This window comes from Halocatena halophila (assembly GCA_027563145.1).
Lineage (GTDB): Archaea > Halobacteriota > Halobacteria > Halobacteriales > Haloarculaceae > Halocatena > Halocatena halophila.
The window spans coordinates 371,303-388,599 of record CP071306.1 but is presented as its reverse complement, the minus strand read 5'-3'; the positions used below and the strand labels follow the sequence as shown (position 1 = coordinate 388,599).

General features: G+C 57.4%; 16 protein-coding genes. 11 read left to right on the top strand and 5 right to left on the bottom strand.

The window, feature by feature from the left end; all coding sequences use genetic code 11:
• Positions 1–10: 10 nt before the first annotated feature.
• Entirely contained in the window at positions 11–841 is an 831-nt protein-coding gene (locus tag JXQ78_RS02010) for an aldo/keto reductase (RefSeq protein WP_330631806.1), read from the bottom strand.
• 38 nt (positions 842–879) lie between these two features.
• On the bottom strand, positions 880–1,269 hold the full coding sequence (locus tag JXQ78_RS02005) for a DUF7344 domain-containing protein (protein WP_330631805.1): 390 nt from the start codon (positions 1,267–1,269) through the stop codon (positions 880–882).
• 274 nt (positions 1,270–1,543) lie between these two features.
• Here JXQ78_RS02005 and JXQ78_RS02000 point away from each other — a divergent pair, with 274 nt between their 5' ends.
• The gene (locus tag JXQ78_RS02000; protein WP_330631804.1) at positions 1,544–2,245 is read left to right on the top strand and encodes a dolichyl-phosphate hexose transferase; all 702 of its coding nucleotides are present in this window, start codon (positions 1,544–1,546) and stop codon (positions 2,243–2,245) included.
• Positions 2,246–2,250: 5 nt separating this feature from the next.
• Here JXQ78_RS02000 and JXQ78_RS01995 read toward each other — a convergent pair whose 3' ends face one another.
• On the bottom strand, positions 2,251–4,410 hold the full coding sequence (locus tag JXQ78_RS01995) for an ArnT family glycosyltransferase (RefSeq protein ID WP_330631803.1): 2,160 nt from the start codon (positions 4,408–4,410) through the stop codon (positions 2,251–2,253).
• A 45-nt stretch (positions 4,411–4,455) separates the two neighbouring features.
• Entirely contained in the window at positions 4,456–5,622 is a 1,167-nt protein-coding gene (locus tag JXQ78_RS01990; RefSeq protein ID WP_330631802.1) for an alpha-1 4-glucan-protein synthase, read from the bottom strand.
• Positions 5,623–5,901: 279 nt separating this feature from the next.
• Between JXQ78_RS01990 and JXQ78_RS01985 the strand changes: the two genes are divergently transcribed.
• The 6 genes from JXQ78_RS01985 to JXQ78_RS01960 are packed head-to-tail and all read left to right on the top strand — an operon-like array spanning position 5,902 to position 11,057.
• A complete protein-coding gene (locus JXQ78_RS01985; RefSeq protein WP_330631801.1) occupies positions 5,902–6,648 on the top strand; it encodes a beta-ketoacyl-ACP reductase in 747 nt (248 codons plus the stop codon).
• Positions 6,649–6,652: 4 nt separating this feature from the next.
• On the top strand, positions 6,653–8,239 hold the full coding sequence (locus JXQ78_RS01980) for an acyl-CoA carboxylase subunit beta (protein WP_330631800.1): 1,587 nt from the start codon (positions 6,653–6,655) through the stop codon (positions 8,237–8,239).
• A 53-nt stretch (positions 8,240–8,292) separates the two neighbouring features.
• Positions 8,293–8,655 (top strand): hypothetical protein, encoded by a 363-nt coding sequence (locus tag JXQ78_RS01975; protein ID WP_330631799.1) that lies wholly within the window; start codon positions 8,293–8,295, stop codon positions 8,653–8,655.
• 1 nt (position 8,656) lies between these two features.
• The gene (locus JXQ78_RS01970) at positions 8,657–9,811 is read left to right on the top strand and encodes a thiolase family protein (protein ID WP_330631798.1); all 1,155 of its coding nucleotides are present in this window, start codon (positions 8,657–8,659) and stop codon (positions 9,809–9,811) included.
• The gene (locus tag JXQ78_RS01965; RefSeq protein ID WP_330631797.1) at positions 9,808–10,173 is read left to right on the top strand and encodes an OB-fold domain-containing protein; all 366 of its coding nucleotides are present in this window, start codon (positions 9,808–9,810) and stop codon (positions 10,171–10,173) included. The genes JXQ78_RS01970 and JXQ78_RS01965 overlap by 4 nt, the downstream gene beginning before the upstream one ends.
• Before the next feature lie 41 nt (positions 10,174–10,214).
• Positions 10,215–11,057, top strand: a complete 843-nt coding sequence (locus JXQ78_RS01960) for a TrmB family transcriptional regulator (protein WP_330631796.1) — start codon at positions 10,215–10,217, stop codon at positions 11,055–11,057.
• Here the strand turns inward: JXQ78_RS01960 and JXQ78_RS01955 are convergent.
• Entirely contained in the window at positions 11,027–12,007 is a 981-nt protein-coding gene (locus tag JXQ78_RS01955) for a glycosyltransferase family 2 protein (RefSeq protein WP_330631795.1), read from the bottom strand. The genes JXQ78_RS01960 and JXQ78_RS01955 overlap by 31 nt on opposite strands.
• A 96-nt stretch (positions 12,008–12,103) precedes the next feature.
• Between JXQ78_RS01955 and JXQ78_RS01950 the strand changes: the two genes are divergently transcribed.
• From JXQ78_RS01950 to JXQ78_RS01935, 4 genes are all read left to right on the top strand, one after another.
• Positions 12,104–14,851: an oligosaccharyl transferase, archaeosortase A system-associated gene (locus JXQ78_RS01950; protein ID WP_330631794.1), complete on the top strand. Its 2,748-nt coding sequence runs from the start codon at positions 12,104–12,106 to the stop codon at positions 14,849–14,851.
• A gap of 106 nt (positions 14,852–14,957) precedes the next feature.
• Complete coding sequence (locus JXQ78_RS01945) at positions 14,958–15,956, top strand: DUF368 domain-containing protein (RefSeq protein ID WP_330631793.1); 999 nt, start codon at positions 14,958–14,960, stop codon at positions 15,954–15,956.
• Positions 15,957–16,007: 51 nt separating this feature from the next.
• Positions 16,008–16,679 carry a metal-dependent transcriptional regulator gene (locus JXQ78_RS01940; protein WP_330632842.1) on the top strand — a complete coding sequence of 224 codons (672 nt, stop codon included), beginning with the start codon at positions 16,008–16,010 and terminating at the stop codon, positions 16,677–16,679.
• 34 nt (positions 16,680–16,713) lie between these two features.
• Complete coding sequence (locus JXQ78_RS01935; protein WP_330631792.1) at positions 16,714–17,247, top strand: GNAT family N-acetyltransferase; 534 nt, start codon at positions 16,714–16,716, stop codon at positions 17,245–17,247.
• Positions 17,248–17,297 lie beyond the last annotated feature (50 nt).

Below are 17,297 nucleotides of genomic sequence, written 5' to 3'. Positions count from 1 at the left end.
AGATTGGTGACTATCGGGAGACAAGCGATCGAATCTTTCCTTTGACGGTTCGGAGCTTCGATGGCCGGTGAATGCGCTCCATTTGTGCGTCCGTAAGCGAGATGTCGAACACGTCGAGATTCGCCTTGAGGTGCGCTTTCGAAGTCGTTTTTGGAATCGTAATGAGATTTTCTTGCTGGGTGAGCCAGCGCAACACCACCTGTGGACCCGATTTGTCGTAATTTGTGCCGATAGCTTCGAGCACAGGATCATCGAGCGCGAGGCCGGTTCCGAACGGACTGTACGCCGTCACCATCAGATCGTGAATCTGACAGTATTCGATCATTGCAGTCTGGTCCCAGTACGGGTGATACTGCACCTGATTGGTCAGAATAGGCGCGTTCGAATACGATCTGGCAGAGTGTAACCGATCGACACCGAAGTTACTCACACCAATGTTTCGAATCTTACCCTCGTCGTAGAGATCGTTCATCGCAGAGAGCGTTTCCGATAGCGACGGCCGGGTTGGAATCCAGTCTTCCGGCCAGTGGATCAACAGCAGATCGAGGTATCCGGTGTCGAGCCTCGAGCAGCTTTCGTCTGTCGAGCGATACACCGACTCGGCGTCCAGATTCCCCGGTTTGAGCTTCGTCGTGAGAAACAGTTCGTCACGGTCAACGTCGCTTTCGGTGATCGCATCACCAATCGCGGCTTCGTTGTGGTACATCTGTGCAGTGTCGATATGTCGATAGCCCACCTCAAGGGCCTCTCTCACGACGGTACGACACTGATCACCAGTGAGTTGCCAGGTGCCAAGTCCGATTTTTGGAATACGTTCGCCGCTGGCAGTGATATATTCCATACGGCTCGTAGGGGCGCTGTACAGGTATATCTACGGTGTCAGGTCGGTTGCTCACCACGGAATACGGGTTCTATTTCCGACAGTATCTGCTCGAAGCGGCCGAACGTTTCACCCCGATAGATCGTATCTCGGGACTCTCGCTCGAGCACTGCCGCGGATTCGAGCCGAGGGATATCACGACTCCGTATCGACTGATAGGCATGTCGGTATGCAGAGTGGTCGATTTGATTCACAGGAAGTTTCCGCTCAACTGCGGCACACACCCTGGCAAGCTCCGTCATGCTGACGGCCACGGTCGTCTCGAGCAGTCCCATATATCGGACGATCGTCCGACGGCGGAGGTTGCCGAGAATGTCGAAGATCTGTGTGTCTGTTTCGAGCCCACGAAGCGCACTGGCGTGGTCCTTGAGATCAACGGGCGGATTCATCGATGGTTCACACCTCGCACCTCACTGTGATTGTCGCCATTGTTTCCCTATCAGATTGCTCTCGGTCGTGTCCACACACCCAGATATGAACTCACGTATCGTTATTATATTATTCTATAACTACAATAATTCCCTGTATTTTTCCCCACGGGGTCGTGTGATCCATGCAATTGGGACAGGCAGCAGGTTCACGTCGATGGAACTGGACGAATACGCGATATCTTTTGTCAGAATTTGATAACGCTGAAGTGTACGCTACACCGAGAGGGGAGCAATGCAAAAGGAAGCCGAGCAAAGACAGTTCACATTCGACGATCTGAGCGTCGTGATGGGGACGTACAACGAAGCGGAGTCGATTGGCATCGTCCTTGAGGATATCGATCGAGTGACAGGTGGTCGAGCCGAGGTTGTCTGTGTGGATGGATCCAGTGATCGAACGCCGGATATCGCCCGTGATCATGGTGCCCGTGTGATCGAACAGCCACCCCAGGGATACGGCGTGGCGGTTCGAAAGGCAGTGTTGAGTGCCGAACGACCGGTGGTGGTCACGACGGACTGCGACGACACCTATCCGATGGAAGCGCTCCCGGAGTTTCTCTCGTTGATCAACGACGGCTACGATGTGGTGAGCGGCGACCGACTCTACCACGGTGCAGACGAGATGCCATCGTTCAATCGATTCGGAAATCTGGTGTTTGCCGGGATCGCAAGCGCATTGATGGGCCAGCGAGTCCACGACACAACAACCGGAATGCGGGCATATCGACGCGAACTGCTCCAGCAGATCAAGTGGACAGAGAACACCGGACTTTCAGCCGAGCTGTTGATCCGTCCGCTGATGCGAGGGTACGACGTTCGTGAGATACCAATCAACTACCGGGAGCGACGCGGTGAAACGAAGCTTGATCCGATTCAGGGTGGCGTTGCAATCGCCAAATCCATCGTGAAGGTCTGTCTCGAAGAGCGCCTTCGGTGATCGGATCAGCCGCCTGGATTCTCAATCGGTTCCCAGGTGGTGTTCATATCGACCGTTGGAGCGAACGCCTCCTCCGTTTGGGGAAGATACGTCCCGTTCCAACCACAGGTCGATTCGTTTGTACAGACGCGCTGTGTGCCTGGCCAGAGAAATCGAACGGTGTCGGATTCGGGCTGGGGATCGACATCGATCCACTGGTGGTAGGTGACGTGCGTCCCGTCGGGTCGCTTGATATCTATCGAAAGCACGATGCGGGTTCCATCTGTTAGCGTGTAGGCAGTTTGACCCGAACCTGGCAGGAAATCCGCGCGCCCAACAGCGCCACTGATCGGTTGAGGTCGTCTCGATTGCGTCTCGTTTGTGAGGTTGTTTCCATCAACTGCGACCAGCTCGACAGATCGGTTCGTGACACGGATTGTCGACGAAATTGACTCACGAAGAGACTGATTCTCGATCGAATACGCACGGTAGATTTGGCCCTGTCGGAGCCGTAGCGAAACACTAGAAAGCCGACCACGGGCCTGAACCCGCGTCCTGAACTGGAATCCTTCGCTTTCGTGTACCGATTCTTCGAGCAACACCGGCGTCACGTTCGACGGCCAGGTTCCCTGAAACGTATACCGGTACGGACTCCGATTCGGAAAGGCATCGAGCACGTCAAAGTTCATTCGTGGTCCCCGCCGCTGTGCGAACACGGTCGGTCCTTCTTTGAGTGCTCCCCCATTTCTCTGGAATTCGAACGGGTGTGAGAGCCACGGTCCCTGAACCGGAGGCATGAACACGATCGCATTCTGTACCGAACGGCGCTCGAACGGCGCGTTCAGCGTTGCTCGATCGTCGGTAACGTTCTGATGGTGTGACCAGACGCGTTCGTACTGGTCATGGCTTATGCTCCCGGCGACTGGCGTCGCAACGATGAGAACGACCGCGCCGATCGCACGGTACTGCTCTGGGGTGTAACTGCGACGCACTCGAGGACGGACCGTTCGAACGATCCACATGAGCGCAGCCGCACTGAACGCACTGAGCACGACCAGGAGGTCGAAATGGTAGAACGGACCGAATATGGCCGCAAATCCCTCAAGTGGGTTCTCGATGGCTCCAAGGGCGTTTCGCACTCCCCAGAAATAGCCTTCGAGAACGATGACCGATCCACCAACACCCAGCAACAGTCGCTGGACTGTTCGGTCAGAGAGCGGCTGATCGTCAGATCCATCCGCATTCATAAGAGTCGTGTACGCTCCAATGGCCCCCAGTACCGCGCCAATCGGCCCGCCCGCGCTCCACCGCGTGACTAGCTCAAAAAGCGACTGGAGCGTCACACGGAGAGCCAGCGCGGGCGTATACTCGATGGAGTAACCGAGCAGTTTGCGGCGACCAAATCCTAGCCCATCGTGGGGGGCAAACGCCGCGTACGGAAACGTGAGCGGATCGTGTGTCACCACCGCGTTGTACACAAGCGTTAGACAAACACCACTCAGTCCACCGAGACCAACCACGATCAGTCTGATACTGATCGACGATCGCAGCTCTCGCCGGGCGAGTGCACGATAGATGACGAGCAGTGCGTGAAAAATAAACGGCACTGCGAACACCACGGCAGTAAACGGACGAGCAAAAAATGCGAAGCCAATCGCCAGGCCCGCGATCGGCGCGTACTGTGTGCCGCGCCGAAACGTCCGAATGTACGCGAGTGCGAACGTCAACGTCAACAGCGTCGTCGGCGCATACGAGAGAAACGTCGCGGTGACGAACAGGAAAAACGGTGTCACTACCGTGATTGCTCCGGCGAGGACACCAGTCGGGCCATCGAACGCTTCGGCGGTGATCGATCCGATCAACCAGACGATTCCTGCACCGATCATCCCGAGGATGAGCCGTGGGTGACCAATTGCGACGCCCGGGGCAAACATCAGGGCCGTCATCGGGGTGTACTTCGGATAGAGCCGTGACCCATCCAGAACGAAAAACCACGGGCGAAACGCTCCCGGGACCGGTGATGTCAACCAGAGCTTTCCCTCAAGCAGCATGGCCGCCTGCTGGAGATAGACCCCCTCGTCGTGGTTGGCACTCAAGTACGGAAACAGCTCGTGTGCCGTCCACCAGACCACCACGCCACCGATGATCGCGATGGCAATCAATACCCGCTGCTGTCGGGGGCCCATTGCCGTTCTGGTCACAGACGTTCGCTGAGCAGAGGCCACGGCCGATCAGTCGTTTGATGCTGGCGTCGCCTGCGGCGGATGCGTACTCTCAGAGAGTGCGTCGAGACAGTCGAGCCACTCAAGCATATGCTCGCCGACGTAGGTGAGAAAGTCGGCGTTGTTGTATGACTGTTCGTGGTCGATCAACGCGGACGCCATCTGGGCAAATACGTCGGCGTACGTCTCGGCATCCTCACCAACGGAATCAACGATCTCCCAGACGTGTTCGTTCAGCTCGAGTGCAGGGACTTCGTTGTTCAGGTCGTCGAACGTCGATCGCGGGGCCTTGTTGTGCTCACAGAGCGGATAGCCGTTGTACACCTGTGTTCCAAGCACGTCACACGCGCGCTTTAAGAAAACACCGCTCCAGATGTCATCGAATCGGCCAACATCCCATGGATTGTCGTCCATCGGAAGCTGATAGAACGCCGGAATAACCTCACGCCTGAACGCGAGATTCATCGAACAGACCGTAAGATACTGGCCCACAGCAGCGACAAAATCACCCGTATAATCGTCCGTGCTCGTTCTGGTCTGGGCCTGGCCCTCGAGATCACCGTCCATGAGTATTCTGACCGCATCCAGATCCGGCACGTTCGTCCACAATCCCTGTGATGCCACTACCGAGTCGACCGTCGTCTCATCCACTGTCACCGCCTCGTTCATCGCGCTGTATGGGTAGCCACGTGGATACAAGCCGTGGTCATCGAAGTTCTGATAGAGGACGTTAACCCACTGCTCGTCGGACTGGACGGCCTCGAGCGTCCCACTAAAGGCGAGATTCTCGAAATGGCGACCGAAAAAGTCAAACGAATCATGCGGGAGCGTGTCGTCGTCGATGAACAGTCCGTACTCGAACTGCGGATTTGCCCACATGTACAGCAGGCCAAAGCTCGTCTCGGCGTGGCTTGCGGCCGGAATTAGATGGGCGTACTCCTCGATATCGTGCGCTGTGTACCATTCGGATCGACGCGTCCCGTCGTAGACCGCACCAGATACACCCTCATCATCCAACATTCCTTCCATACTATCAGTTTCACAGAAATCTTCTGTCACGAGTAAGAAAAATAGCCGGTCCAGATCGAAACCGTGGGACCGGGCGTTGGAAACGTACGCTTTTACACACTCATACTCCCTGATCGTTGGGATTATAACACACGTGTCTTCAGTCATTCCGTGCGTTGGCCTACCCGAGATGGTTAAAAGTAGCTGTTGATTACGATCGAGTAATCGACATTATTTGTTATACTAATTACAACAAAACTAATTGGGATGAGATGACCAAAATCCTCCAAATCGACTGGCATATGCTTTAATATGGCCGGTGCTCTACCAGGACCTGTTAATCAACGGTGGAACTGTTTGTGCAACTATCAGTGAATGATCAGTTCATCGGACATTGTACCACACGATAAATATGTCAGTTAAAATTTCACAGTTGAGAGTTGAACAATGGACTTAAATCACAAGACATGCGTCGTTACTGGGGGATCACGAGGGATTGGTCGGGCAATTGCGATCGAATTCGCCAGTGCCGGCGCAAATGTGGTCGTCAACTACCAGTCGTCGGAACGGGCCGCCCATTCGGTCGTTGAGGCGATCGATATGGAGACCGACGGTGAGGCGATCACGGTACAGGGAGACATTACGGACGAGACTGCTATGGAATCGCTCAGAGAAAGCGCACACCACGCGTTTGGGCCGGTAGACGTCCTCGTGAACAACGCCGGGATCACGGCTGATCGGACGTTTAAGAACATGACCCGCTCGCAGTGGGACGAAGTAATCGAGGTCAATTTGGGTGGCGTCTTTAACTGTACGCAGGCATTTTACACCGATCTATGCAACGCAAGCGAGGGGCGGGTGATTAATATCTCATCTATGGTTGGGTTAATCGGAAACTACGGACAGGCAAACTACGCCGCCGCAAAAAGCGGTTTACTCGGGTTCACACGGACGTTAGCGCTCGAAGTTGCCAGTTCTGGGACGACCGTTAATTGCATTGCACCCGGCTTCGTTCAAACTGATATGCTCGAACAGGTTCCAGACGACGTCCAGAAGGACATCATCGAGCAGATTCCGTTGGAACGCTTCGCTTCGCCCGAAGAGATCGCTGGCCTCGCCCGGTATCTCGCGTGCAGTCGGTCGGGCTATATGACCGGACAGATCGTGCCGATAACGGGAGGTATGGAGTGGTAACCTCATGAGCAAAGAGCTCCCACCGGAACGAAACGGCACGGATCCGGAGAATGAGGCGATCGAAAAACTGGCCGCCCGTCGCGCTGCCTCACAAGCGGGCGGTGGCCCCGATCGGATCGAATCACAACACCAGAAAGGAAAGCTCACCGCCCACGAGCGGATCGACTATCTGCTCGACGATGAGACGTTTCGTGAGCTCGCACCATTTTCCGAACAGCGCTGTCAAAACTTCGGGATGGATGAGGCGTCCTATCCCGGTGATGCCGTAGTAACTGGCTATGGATCGATCGACGGTCGGAAGGTGTTCGTATTTGCGCACGATTTCACCGTGTTGGGGGGCTCAGTCGGAGAAGTCGTCGCGGACAAGATCTGTCGCGCGATGGATCAAGCAATTGATGCCGGCGTTCCAGTGATCGGGCTGAACGATTCCGGTGGCGCACGAATTCAAGAGGGCGTCGACTCGCTCAGTGGCTTCGCACGCATTTTCCGACGGAACACGAAGGCCAGCGGTGTCATCCCACAGATTTCCTGCATCATGGGCCCGTGCGCTGGTGGTGCGACCTACTCGCCCGCACTGACTGACTTTACGTTCATGGTTTCGGAGACGAGTCACATGATGATCACTGGCCCGGACGTGATCGAAACGGTGACGGGCGAGCAGATCTCCATGCGCGAACTCGGCGGGGCAGGCACGCACACCTCCACGAGCGGCGTGGCCCACGCGGCCTACGATGACGAACGGGACGCGCTCGATGCCATTCGACAACTGCTCTCGTATCTGCCCCAGAACACGATGGAAGATCCACCCACTGTCGAAACCTGGGACAGCCCCGACCGAGACTGTGAGAATCTTCAGGAGATCGTTCCGAACGAGACGAAAAAGCCCTACGACATGAATGCAGTGATCGATGAGATCGTTGATGAGGGCTCGTTCTTCGAAATTCACGAGCAGTACGCACGGAACATGATCGTTGGCTTTGCGCGGATGGACGGACAGTCCGTTGGGATTATCGCCAATCAACCGCGTGCCATCGCCGGGACGATCGACATCGATGCCAGCGAGAAGGCAGCACGGTTCGTTCGGTTTTGCGACGCCTACAACGTGCCAGTGCTCACGTTCGTCGACACACCAGGCTTTCTCCCAGGGACCGACCAGGAACACGAGGGCATCATCCGTCATGGCGCGAAGTTGATCTACGCCTATGCTGAAGCGACCGTTCCGCTACTAACGGTCGTGACACGGAAAGCCTACGGCGGTGCGTACATCGTGATGGGCTCGAAAGATCTCGGTGCCGACCGAGCCTACGCCTGGCCGTCTGCGGAGCTAGCGGTGCTTGGCCCCCGTGGTGCAGTGAACATCCTCTATCGCAAGGAACTCGCCGAGGCTGAAGACACCGACGCCCGCAGAGAGACCCTGATCGACGAGTACAAAACTGAATTCGCAAACCCGTATAAGCCGGCAGAGCGTGGCTATCTTTCCGACGTTATCGTTCCGGCGGACACCCGGCGGCGGCTGATCGACGATCTCGAACTGTTGCGGGGCAAACGGGGCGAATCATTGCCAAAAGATCATGGGAATATTCCACTTTGAGACCACGCAACCCAAACATCAATACCGTCACCATTCAAAGACCGATACAACTCATGTCGAAAACGCATGTACCAATCGTCGAACCCGAATGGGACGACGAGCACGAGCGTCCGCCGGACCAGCAAGCTTCGAGTATGTCCGATGAGCGTCCTGGGGATGGGAACGGTGTCGATCGAGAGATCGATCTCCCTCCCACAGCAACCGACGACGAAGCGGCCGCATTGTCTGCCTGTCTCAGTGCGTATCTCAACGACTGGGACCGGCTCGCAGACGAGACAGCTACTGATGGCACCGATCGTGCGAGTGGCTGGACGTTAGCAAATCGATACGACTGTCAGACCTACACCGAACTGCCACAGTCGGTGTCGAAAGGCGAAGAATGGAAGATGGCGGGCCGGACCGGGAGGTGGCGCTGAGATGCGCGACGTCGCCATCATCGGTGCGTCGATGACGGAATTCGGGACGCGGTCGGAGTGGATCCGGGAGCTGCTCGTGAAAGCGGCACAGGCGTGTCTCGAGGATGCAGACGTGTCCCCGTCGCAGATCGAGCATTGCTACGTATCGAACATGTCGAGCGGGGAGTTCGAGGGCATGACCGGCATCCCCAACGCGCTCGCACATGATCTGAACTGCATGCCGGCCTACACACAGCGGGTCGATCAGACATCAGCGTCGGGAGGCGCGGGAATCTACGCTGCCTGGCAGTCGATTGCCTCGGGAACGAGTGATCTGACGCTGCTCGTAGGCGGAGAGAAGATGACGCATCGAACGACGCCCGAGACTACCGACATCATTGCCTCGATCACCCATCCGGTGGAGTACAAACACGGCGTGACGCTGCCGAGCTTTGCGGGGCTGACTGCACGGTGTTATCTCGAGAAATACGATGCACCCCGAGAGAGTCTCGCAGATGTGGCGGTGAAAAACCACGCTAATGGAGTGTATAACCCGCACGCGCAGTTCCAGAAGGAGGTTGATAAAGAGACCGTCCTTTCCTCGCCAATCATTGCCGATCCGCTCAGACTGTACGACTTCTGTCCGATCACGGACGGGAGTGCGGCGCTGTTGTTTTGTCCACGAGAGCTGGCGGCCGAATACACCGACGACTTCGTCTCGGTCGCAGGCATCGCCGGCGCGACAGACACGCACGTCGTCCACCAGCGCGACGATCCGACGACGATGGGGGGAGTTGTTGAGAGCGGCGAGAAAGCGTACGCGATGAGTGGCTACACACCTGCGGACATCGACGTGGCCGAACTCCACGACATGTTCACTATCCTCGAGTTCCTCCAGAGCGAGGGGCTTGGCTTTTTCGAGCCCGGGACGGCCTGGTCAGCCACACAGGACGGTGTAACGGCGATCGATGGCGACCTTCCGATCAACACCTCTGGGGGGCTCAAATCAAAGGGTCACCCCCTGGGTGCCTCAGGAGTCGCTCAGGCCTACGAGATCTACCAGCAGCTCCTCGGCGAGGCAGACACCCAGCAAGTGGCTGCCGATGTTGGACTGGCGTGTAACGTGGGCGGCTTTGGAAACTGTGTTACGACAACCATTCTGGAGGCAGACCAATGACGGGACTCGAAGCGACCAGATACGACGACGGCACGATCGCGATTCCGTCCCACCCAGTAGGACCCGACGGCGGAGCGCCCGTGGAAACGATCGATCTGAGCGAGTACGAAGCAACGGTGATCACCTGGACCACCGCAACCGCGACGCCACCGGGCGTCCGAGCGCCGAATCACCTCGCAATTGTGGAGTTCGAGATCGACGGGGAGTCCGCGCGAATGATCGGTCAACTCACTACCGACGAGATCGAGATCGGCGCGACTGTTCGGCCAGTGTATGTGAGTCAGCTCCGCGATCCGGAGGCGGGTATCAGAGATCCCGAGAGCCAGTCGTGGGATGGCTATCGGTTCGAACCGGTCGAGTAGCGTTCCGGCCCACTTATCCCTCTTGTGGCAAACGGTCCAGTATGGCCGCTCGTGATGTGTTCGACCAGCTCGGACTGACCGAGTACGAAATGACTGCACTGACGACGTTGTTCGATCTCGGGCGGACCACGGCCCCGAATCTGGCCGAGGCGACCGACATTCCCAAGGCCAGAATCTACGACGTGCTGGACGGACTCGCTGACGCTGGCTACGTCGAGGTGATTCCAGGACGACCGAGAGAGTACGTAGCGCGCTCGCCAAGTGACGTGCTCGATCGGGCGACAGAGAATCGCAGACAGTCGTTCGAGCAGTTCGAACGGGCAATCGATCGGCGACGAGAGGCGTTTCTTTCCGAGTTTCAGCCCAGATACGAGCGGGCAACCGAGGGACATCGTCCGGCAGAGGAGCTGTTTCGCGTGGTGGATGTGGGTGATCCCAGCGAATCCGGAACGCAACGAATCTATCACGACGCCACGGCCAGTGTTCGAGTGCTGAGTAAAGGATTCGAATACTTCGATCGGATCGAGCCGGCGTTCGATGACGCCTGTGCGCGTGATGTCGACGTTCGAATCGTCCTCTTATCGCCAGCACGACTCGACGAGGAGAGTCGATCGATCCAGCAATCGGTCGTCAACACCATCGAAGAGCGCTATCCGTCAGTATCGATCCGATACAGCAACGAACCGCTCCCGTGGCGCGGGACGATCGCCGACCCTGGCGGTAATGGAACGGCAATCATGCTCGTCCAGGAAGACGATGTCCCAAATCACCTCAGACAGGCAGCGATCACGGAGAACCAGTCGTTCGTTTCCGGACTGGCCCACTACTTCGATCTCGTCTGGGAGACCGTCGCTCACGACGACCGCCAGGCGAACACGCCGTAAGCGTATCCACTGCCAACAGCGATCGTCAAAAGACAGAGCATACAGAGCTGTGCGAATGCGTCCACGGATGGCGAGCTCGCTAGAGTCCGAAGACGAGACGGAACGAACCGCGTGCAGAGCTGTTTGAGAAACGCTCCTTCCTCAGCAGTCCCCGACCGATCGTCTGGCCCGAGAACAGCCATCCCACGTTTCGAGTAGCCTTGCCAGAACGCGCGCTTGATGAGCCACCACGGTCTGGTTCGGTAGGCAAAGATCCGATGGTCAACGCGCGCGTCCGGAGTGTAGTAAACACCCGTATGAAACTCGTTGCGGAGCCGAACACAGAGCTCGGTTTCGCCGCCCTGTAGCTGTTTGTCACCCGATCGTCCCCCGATCTGGGTGTTGAATCCGCCGAGTGCTTCGAACACCGGTCGTCGAAAGGAGAGATTCGACCCCGGCGTGTTGCGCACTTCTCCCGGCCCCTCCGGAAATCCCCGGTGTGTGACGCCAATGAGCCAGTAGAACTCCGCCGGGAGCCACTCGGGTTTGCCGGCAACCCAACGGGGACACATTCGTCCACCCACTGCGAGCGGATACTCCCAGTCCGCCGGAATGCGATGTGTGGTTTGTTGCTCTGTTGGCATATCAGTGTAGCAGGCGACGAGCTCCGCGAGCCAGTCCGCATGAGCAACTGCGTCGTCGTCCAGAAACGCAACAATGTCACCATCGGCGATCGAAGCGCCCGTGTTGCGACTTGCCAGAAGCCCCTTATTTTCTTCCTGGAGATGCACGAAAACGTCATCGTTGGTTCCGACAGCCCCATCGAGCTGGGATTTGAGCTGGGGATTGCCATCAACGACCACGACCACCGACCGATCGTCGTAGGTCTGTGATACGACGCTCTCGATGGCCGCAATCAGTGACTCGTATCGGTCACTGGTGTGTGAACAGATAACGACCGAGACGTGCATACCACCGATCGGAGAGCCAGCATTAGGATTGTTTCGTCATCGAAGCCGTGCTCAGATTCCAAAGTTTTATCCCCGGTATTGCGCTGGACTCTTGCAATGAGCCAGCGGACTGAGACACGATTGACGATGGACCGGGAGGGCCTGTTCGATTGGTTGTTCTCCTGGGGACACGTCCCCGTTCTTTTCGGATTGCTCGCGTTCATGTTCTGGAATCGAACACGAACATACTCCCGGTTCATAACTGATTCTGGCATTTATCTGAACGGCAACGATGCGTGGTATCACCTTCGGCAGGTGGAGTACACGGTGGCCCACTGGCCGTCGACGATGCCGTTCGATCCGTGGACACACTTTCCGGTTGGCACTGCTTCGGGACAGTTTGGCACGTTGTACGACCTGCTGGTCGCAACTGTGGCACTAATCGTTGGACTCGGATCGCCAGATCAGGAAACGATCATGCTGACATTGTTGTTTGCGCCCGCCGTGTTCGGTGTACTCACGGCGATTCCTGTGTATTATATCGCCCGACGGCTCAGCGGTCGGCTGGGTGGACTCACGGCGGTGATCGTTCTCGCACTGACGGCTGGGGGATTCCTCAACCGGACGCTGGTTGGGTTTGCAGACCACCACGCACCGGAGGCGTTCTTTCAGGTGCTCGCCATTCTTGCGCTCGTGGTCGCACTCGACGTTGCAACGGCCGAAAAACCGGTCTTCGAGCTGATTGTTGGTCGTGAGTGGAGCGCACTCAAACGACCGGCGATTGCGAGCACCCTCGCAGGCATTGCAATCACGCTGTACGTTCTCGTCTGGCCACCAGGTATTGTGCTTGGGGCCATCCTGGGTACGTTTTTCGTCGTGCAGCTCTCGATTGAGTTCGTTCGCGGCCGTAGTCCGGAACATATCGGCCTCATTGGCGTCGGGTCGCTATTGGTCGCAGCCCTGTTGACGCTCGTCTCTGCCTCCACCTACTCAATGTCAGCCACGTCGCTCTCGTTGTTGCAGCCACTGCTGCTTGGTTCGGTCGCTGCGGGGATCGTGGTGATGCTTGCGCTTGCCCGCTGGTTCGAGCGGGCTGCCCTCCCGACCGTCGCCTATCCCATCCTCGTCGCCGCGTTGATCGTCACCACCGTGGGTGGTTTCTCGGTGCTCGCTCCGGAGCTCTACTCCTATATGGTTTCACAGTCGATGCGATTTATCGGCCTTGCAACGAACGCTGCCCAGCGGACGGTTACCGAGGCCCAGCCACTGGTTCTCAACGACACGACTTCGGACAACTACTGGAAGACGGTGCTCGAGAAGAACTATGGCTATGCCTTCTACGTCGCGGTGGCAACCGTCATTCTGATTCTCATTCAGACGATTCTCGACGACGAGAGCCGTCCCGGCCGACTCTTGATCGCGATCTGGGGAATTTTCCTGACGCTTGCAGTGTTCACGCAGATTCGATTTACCTACTACCTCGCGCTGCCGGTGGCCGTTCTCACCGGCTACCTTGTGGGCTGGGCCACCTCGTTGCTGGATGTCGATGCGATTTCGTCGGTCACCGAGCTTGAAACACACCAGATCGTCACGCTCGTGACGGTGTTGTTTCTCGTGGTGGTTCCGTATCCGATCGTTGCACACTCGTTTACCTCACAGGGGCCAACCGGTGGCGGCAGTTTCGCACCGCTTGCCGTATCGAACGCAGAGTACAATCAGCCCGGCTCCGATGTGATCGCCTGGAACGGATCGCTCTCCTGGATGCAATCGAACACCCCACGGGAAGGCCAGTACGCAACACCCGATGGCGAGCCGATGCAGTATCAAAAAGAGTACGCGCCCACCGATGATTTCGAGTATCCAGAGGGTGCCTACGGCGTGATGGCATGGTGGGACTATGGCCACTGGATCACCACGCTCGGACACAGAATTCCAGTGGCAAACCCGTTCCAGCAGGGGGCACAGGAGGCCGCTGACTTCCTGCTCGCAACCAATGAGCAAGATGCAACCGACCTGCTCACCGGCGAGGAATCCACTCGATACGTGATGGTGGATTGGCAAATAGTCAGCGTCAACTCCAAATATCACGCACCGGCACAGTTCGAATCGAACGAGACGGTCACGCCAACCGATCTGAAGTTCAATCTGTATCAGACCGTCGGAAACAGCGGCTTTCGTCATGTGGCCAACATTCCGACGGATCGACACATGGAGAGCATGCGGACACGACTCTACCGTTACAACGGGAGCGCAGTCGAGCCACGACCCATCGTTCTCGACTGGGAGACTCAGCAGGCCAGACTTCGCACTGGTGGAACGCAGATGATTCGCGTGCTTCCCCAGAACGGGAGTGCGATCCGGCAGTTCGATACGCTTGCGGCGGCACGGACGTACGTCGAGAACGATGAAACCTCACGGCTTGGCGTCCAGCGGCCGAGTGAACGCCTCGACGCGATTGAGGGCTATCGGATGGTCCACGCGAGCAAAGCGGTCAGTTCCAGCGGAAATCAGCCGTGGCTCAAAACGTTCGAGCGAGTGCCAGGTGCGACCGTCACGGGCACTGCAACGCCCAACACAGAGGTGAAAGCGAACGTCACGCTCGAGATGGGATCGTCGGGTGAGACGTTCACGTACACGCAGTATGCAAACACCAGCGATGATGGGACCTTCGAGATGCGACTGCCCTACTCCACCACTGGTTACGACAACTGGGGACCAGAGCAGGGCTACACCAACACGTCGGTCAGAGCGACCGGACCATACACCATCAGCACGACGGACGGATCGAACGCCTCGAGTACTGCAACCGTAACCGAAGCGCAAGTGATCGGCGAAGACAATTCCACCGTGCAGGTTGAGCTCTGATCGACGACAAACGAAAGGACCAACTATCGATCGGCTGTGAACAATAGTAACATGAGCGTTGCAGACTCGGTCGACCGATTGCGTGTTACATTTTGTGGAGGCACCGATGGCGAGCGGTGACCTTCGATCGCTGTTCGTCGTCTACTGCAAGGGGCTGTGTATGGGAATGGCCGATTCGGTTCCCGGCGTCTCCGGCGGAACGATCGCGCTCATCACCGGGATTTACGACCGGCTGATTGGTGCAATTTCGAGTCTCGATCCCCGTGTGTTGTCTCACCTGGCGCGAATCCACACTCATTCTGGCCGGGCTGAGCTCAAAACCGCACTCCTCGATATGGACGTACCGTTTCTGATCGCACTCGGACTAGGAATGGTGACGGCAGTCGTTGGGGTTGCCGAACTGATGCAAGCTGCCATCACTAACTATCCGACTGCGACGGCCGCCTTTTTCTTCGGACTGATCATCGCCGCCGCGATCGTCCTCTATCAGTACGTCTCGATCGACACGCCGGCACGGCTTGGCGCAGCAGTGCTCGGGGTTTCACTGGCGGTCGTCGTAGCAGGAGCGACGAAAAACGGCGCAGAAATGGCACCGATGCCAATGCTGTTCGGAGTTGGTGCGCTTGCGCTCAGTGCGATGGTGCTTCCTGGCGTCTCAGGGGCGTTCGTCCTTTATCTGTTTGGCCAGTACGAATCCATGACTGCGGTTCCTGGAAAGTTCATCGACGCGCTCGTGGCATATCCATCCACCGGCGACGCCAGTGCTCTCATCGCCACCGGCACTCCCGTCGTCGTCTTCGTCGGCGGTGGCGTCGTGGGTGTGCTGACGATCGCCCATCTGCTAACGTATCTCCTTGAGAACTACCACGTCGGAACGCTCACATTCCTGGTGAGCCTGATGGTCGGCTCGCTCAGGGCTCCAGCACAAGACATTGCGGCGAACGTCGGCGATCTCTCTCCAGCGTTGCTCGCGTTGACTGCCATCTCCGGACTCGTCGGTGCTGGGCTAGTATTCATTCTCGACCGTTACACCGACGACATCGAGTTCGGCAACACCGAACCCACACAACCGCCACCAGAGACCGAGCGGACGATCAACCACTGAACGGATACGGCGGATAGAACTGTTTTTATTCAGGCGTCTCCTGGTATGACTATGCTCAGTGACGTGATGGAGGATTATCTGAAAACCATCTACGTGCTTCAGCGAGAGACTGGTGATCGCGTTGGAACGTCGGCGATCGCAGACCGGATGGATGTCACGTCACCGACAGTTACGAGCATGCTCGAAAAGCTCGAAGGCCGCGGGCTTCTCGATCGTGAGAAATACAACGGCGTCACGCTCACTCCAGAGGGTGAAACGCTCGCCATCGAGGTGTTGCGCCACCATCGACTGATCGAGGCGTTTCTGGCGAGCGAGCTCGATTACGACTGGACGGACGTTCACGAAGAGGCCGATCGGCTAGAGCATTACATCAGCGAGCGGTTCGAACAGCGAATTGCGGATGTACTCGGCGATCCACGGGTCGATCCCCACGGCGATCCGATTCCCGGCGCAGATCTCACGCCCCCGGACGAAAACGAGGGGGTGCAGCTGTCCGACTGTTCGGTTGACGACCAGGTGAAAATCACCCGCGTTCGACACCGCACCGGCGAGGAACTGCAGTATCTCGCCGAAGCAGGCGTCACGCCGGGAGAGGAGGTGACCATCGTGGAGATCGCGCCCTTTGGGATGATCACGGTCGATGGACCTCGTGGGACACAATCACTCCCCGAAGAAATTGCTCGCCTGATTCGCGTCGCACCGATCGCAGAGCTCGCACAGTAAAAGATATTTAACCAATAACAGACGTACTGCGGGCATGTCGACGTTTCTTCGCGGACCGCGCGTGGAATTACAACCGCTGGAATCCGACCACCACGAGTTGCTCAAACACCCCCGCAACGATCCCGCATTTCGCCGTTCGTTTGGCTATCGACAACCGTGGAACGACACCCGAATCGAGGAGTTCTACGAGCAATCGACGGACAGCGACGACAGCGTCAATCTCGTCGTCGTCTATGATGAAACACCAATCGGGGCGGTCGTCTGTTTCAATATGACGAACACGGAAGGAACGCTTGCCTACTGGCTCGACGAAGCCGCCCGCGGTGACGGCCTGGCCACCGAAGCCGTCGCCCTGCTCGTCGAATACTGCTTTTCGACACGACGACTCCACCGGCTGCACGCTGACGTGTTCGAAACGAACGACCCCTCCCAACAGCTCCTTGAACGGCTCGGATTCACCCACGAAGGAACGAAACGGGAAGCACACTTCTGGGACGGCGAGTTCCACGACATCTATGGCTATGGTCTGCTGGCAAGCGAGTGGACGGCCGACATATTGGATGGCTAATTATTCTGGCGTCGCTGCGGAGCGTTTAGGGCAATCGAGCGTGGAGACGA

What these genes read in the sequence shown, in the direction of transcription:
- JXQ78_RS02010 (WP_330631806.1), bottom strand. Translation starts at nt 841, where the DNA reads ATGGAATATATCACTGCCAGCGGCGAACGTATTCCAAAAATCGGACTT.
- JXQ78_RS02005 (WP_330631805.1), bottom strand. Translation starts at nt 1,269, where the DNA reads ATGAATCCGCCCGTTGATCTCAAGGACCACGCCAGTGCGCTTCGTGGG.
- JXQ78_RS02000 (WP_330631804.1), top strand. Translation starts at nt 1,544, where the DNA reads ATGCAAAAGGAAGCCGAGCAAAGACAGTTCACATTCGACGATCTGAGC.
- JXQ78_RS01995 (WP_330631803.1), bottom strand. Translation starts at nt 4,410, where the DNA reads ATGGGCCCCCGACAGCAGCGGGTATTGATTGCCATCGCGATCATCGGT.
- JXQ78_RS01990 (WP_330631802.1), bottom strand. Translation starts at nt 5,622, where the DNA reads ATGACTGAAGACACGTGTGTTATAATCCCAACGATCAGGGAGTATGAG.
- JXQ78_RS01985 (WP_330631801.1), top strand. Translation starts at nt 5,902, where the DNA reads ATGGACTTAAATCACAAGACATGCGTCGTTACTGGGGGATCACGAGGG.
- JXQ78_RS01980 (WP_330631800.1), top strand. Translation starts at nt 6,653, where the DNA reads ATGAGCAAAGAGCTCCCACCGGAACGAAACGGCACGGATCCGGAGAAT.
- JXQ78_RS01975 (WP_330631799.1), top strand. Translation starts at nt 8,293, where the DNA reads ATGTCGAAAACGCATGTACCAATCGTCGAACCCGAATGGGACGACGAG.
- JXQ78_RS01970 (WP_330631798.1), top strand. Translation starts at nt 8,657, where the DNA reads ATGCGCGACGTCGCCATCATCGGTGCGTCGATGACGGAATTCGGGACG.
- JXQ78_RS01965 (WP_330631797.1), top strand. Translation starts at nt 9,808, where the DNA reads ATGACGGGACTCGAAGCGACCAGATACGACGACGGCACGATCGCGATT.
- JXQ78_RS01960 (WP_330631796.1), top strand. Translation starts at nt 10,215, where the DNA reads ATGGCCGCTCGTGATGTGTTCGACCAGCTCGGACTGACCGAGTACGAA.
- JXQ78_RS01955 (WP_330631795.1), bottom strand. Translation starts at nt 12,007, where the DNA reads ATGCACGTCTCGGTCGTTATCTGTTCACACACCAGTGACCGATACGAG.
- JXQ78_RS01950 (WP_330631794.1), top strand. Translation starts at nt 12,104, where the DNA reads ATGAGCCAGCGGACTGAGACACGATTGACGATGGACCGGGAGGGCCTG.
- JXQ78_RS01945 (WP_330631793.1), top strand. Translation starts at nt 14,958, where the DNA reads ATGGCGAGCGGTGACCTTCGATCGCTGTTCGTCGTCTACTGCAAGGGG.
- JXQ78_RS01940 (WP_330632842.1), top strand. Translation starts at nt 16,008, where the DNA reads ATGCTCAGTGACGTGATGGAGGATTATCTGAAAACCATCTACGTGCTT.
- JXQ78_RS01935 (WP_330631792.1), top strand. Translation starts at nt 16,714, where the DNA reads ATGTCGACGTTTCTTCGCGGACCGCGCGTGGAATTACAACCGCTGGAA.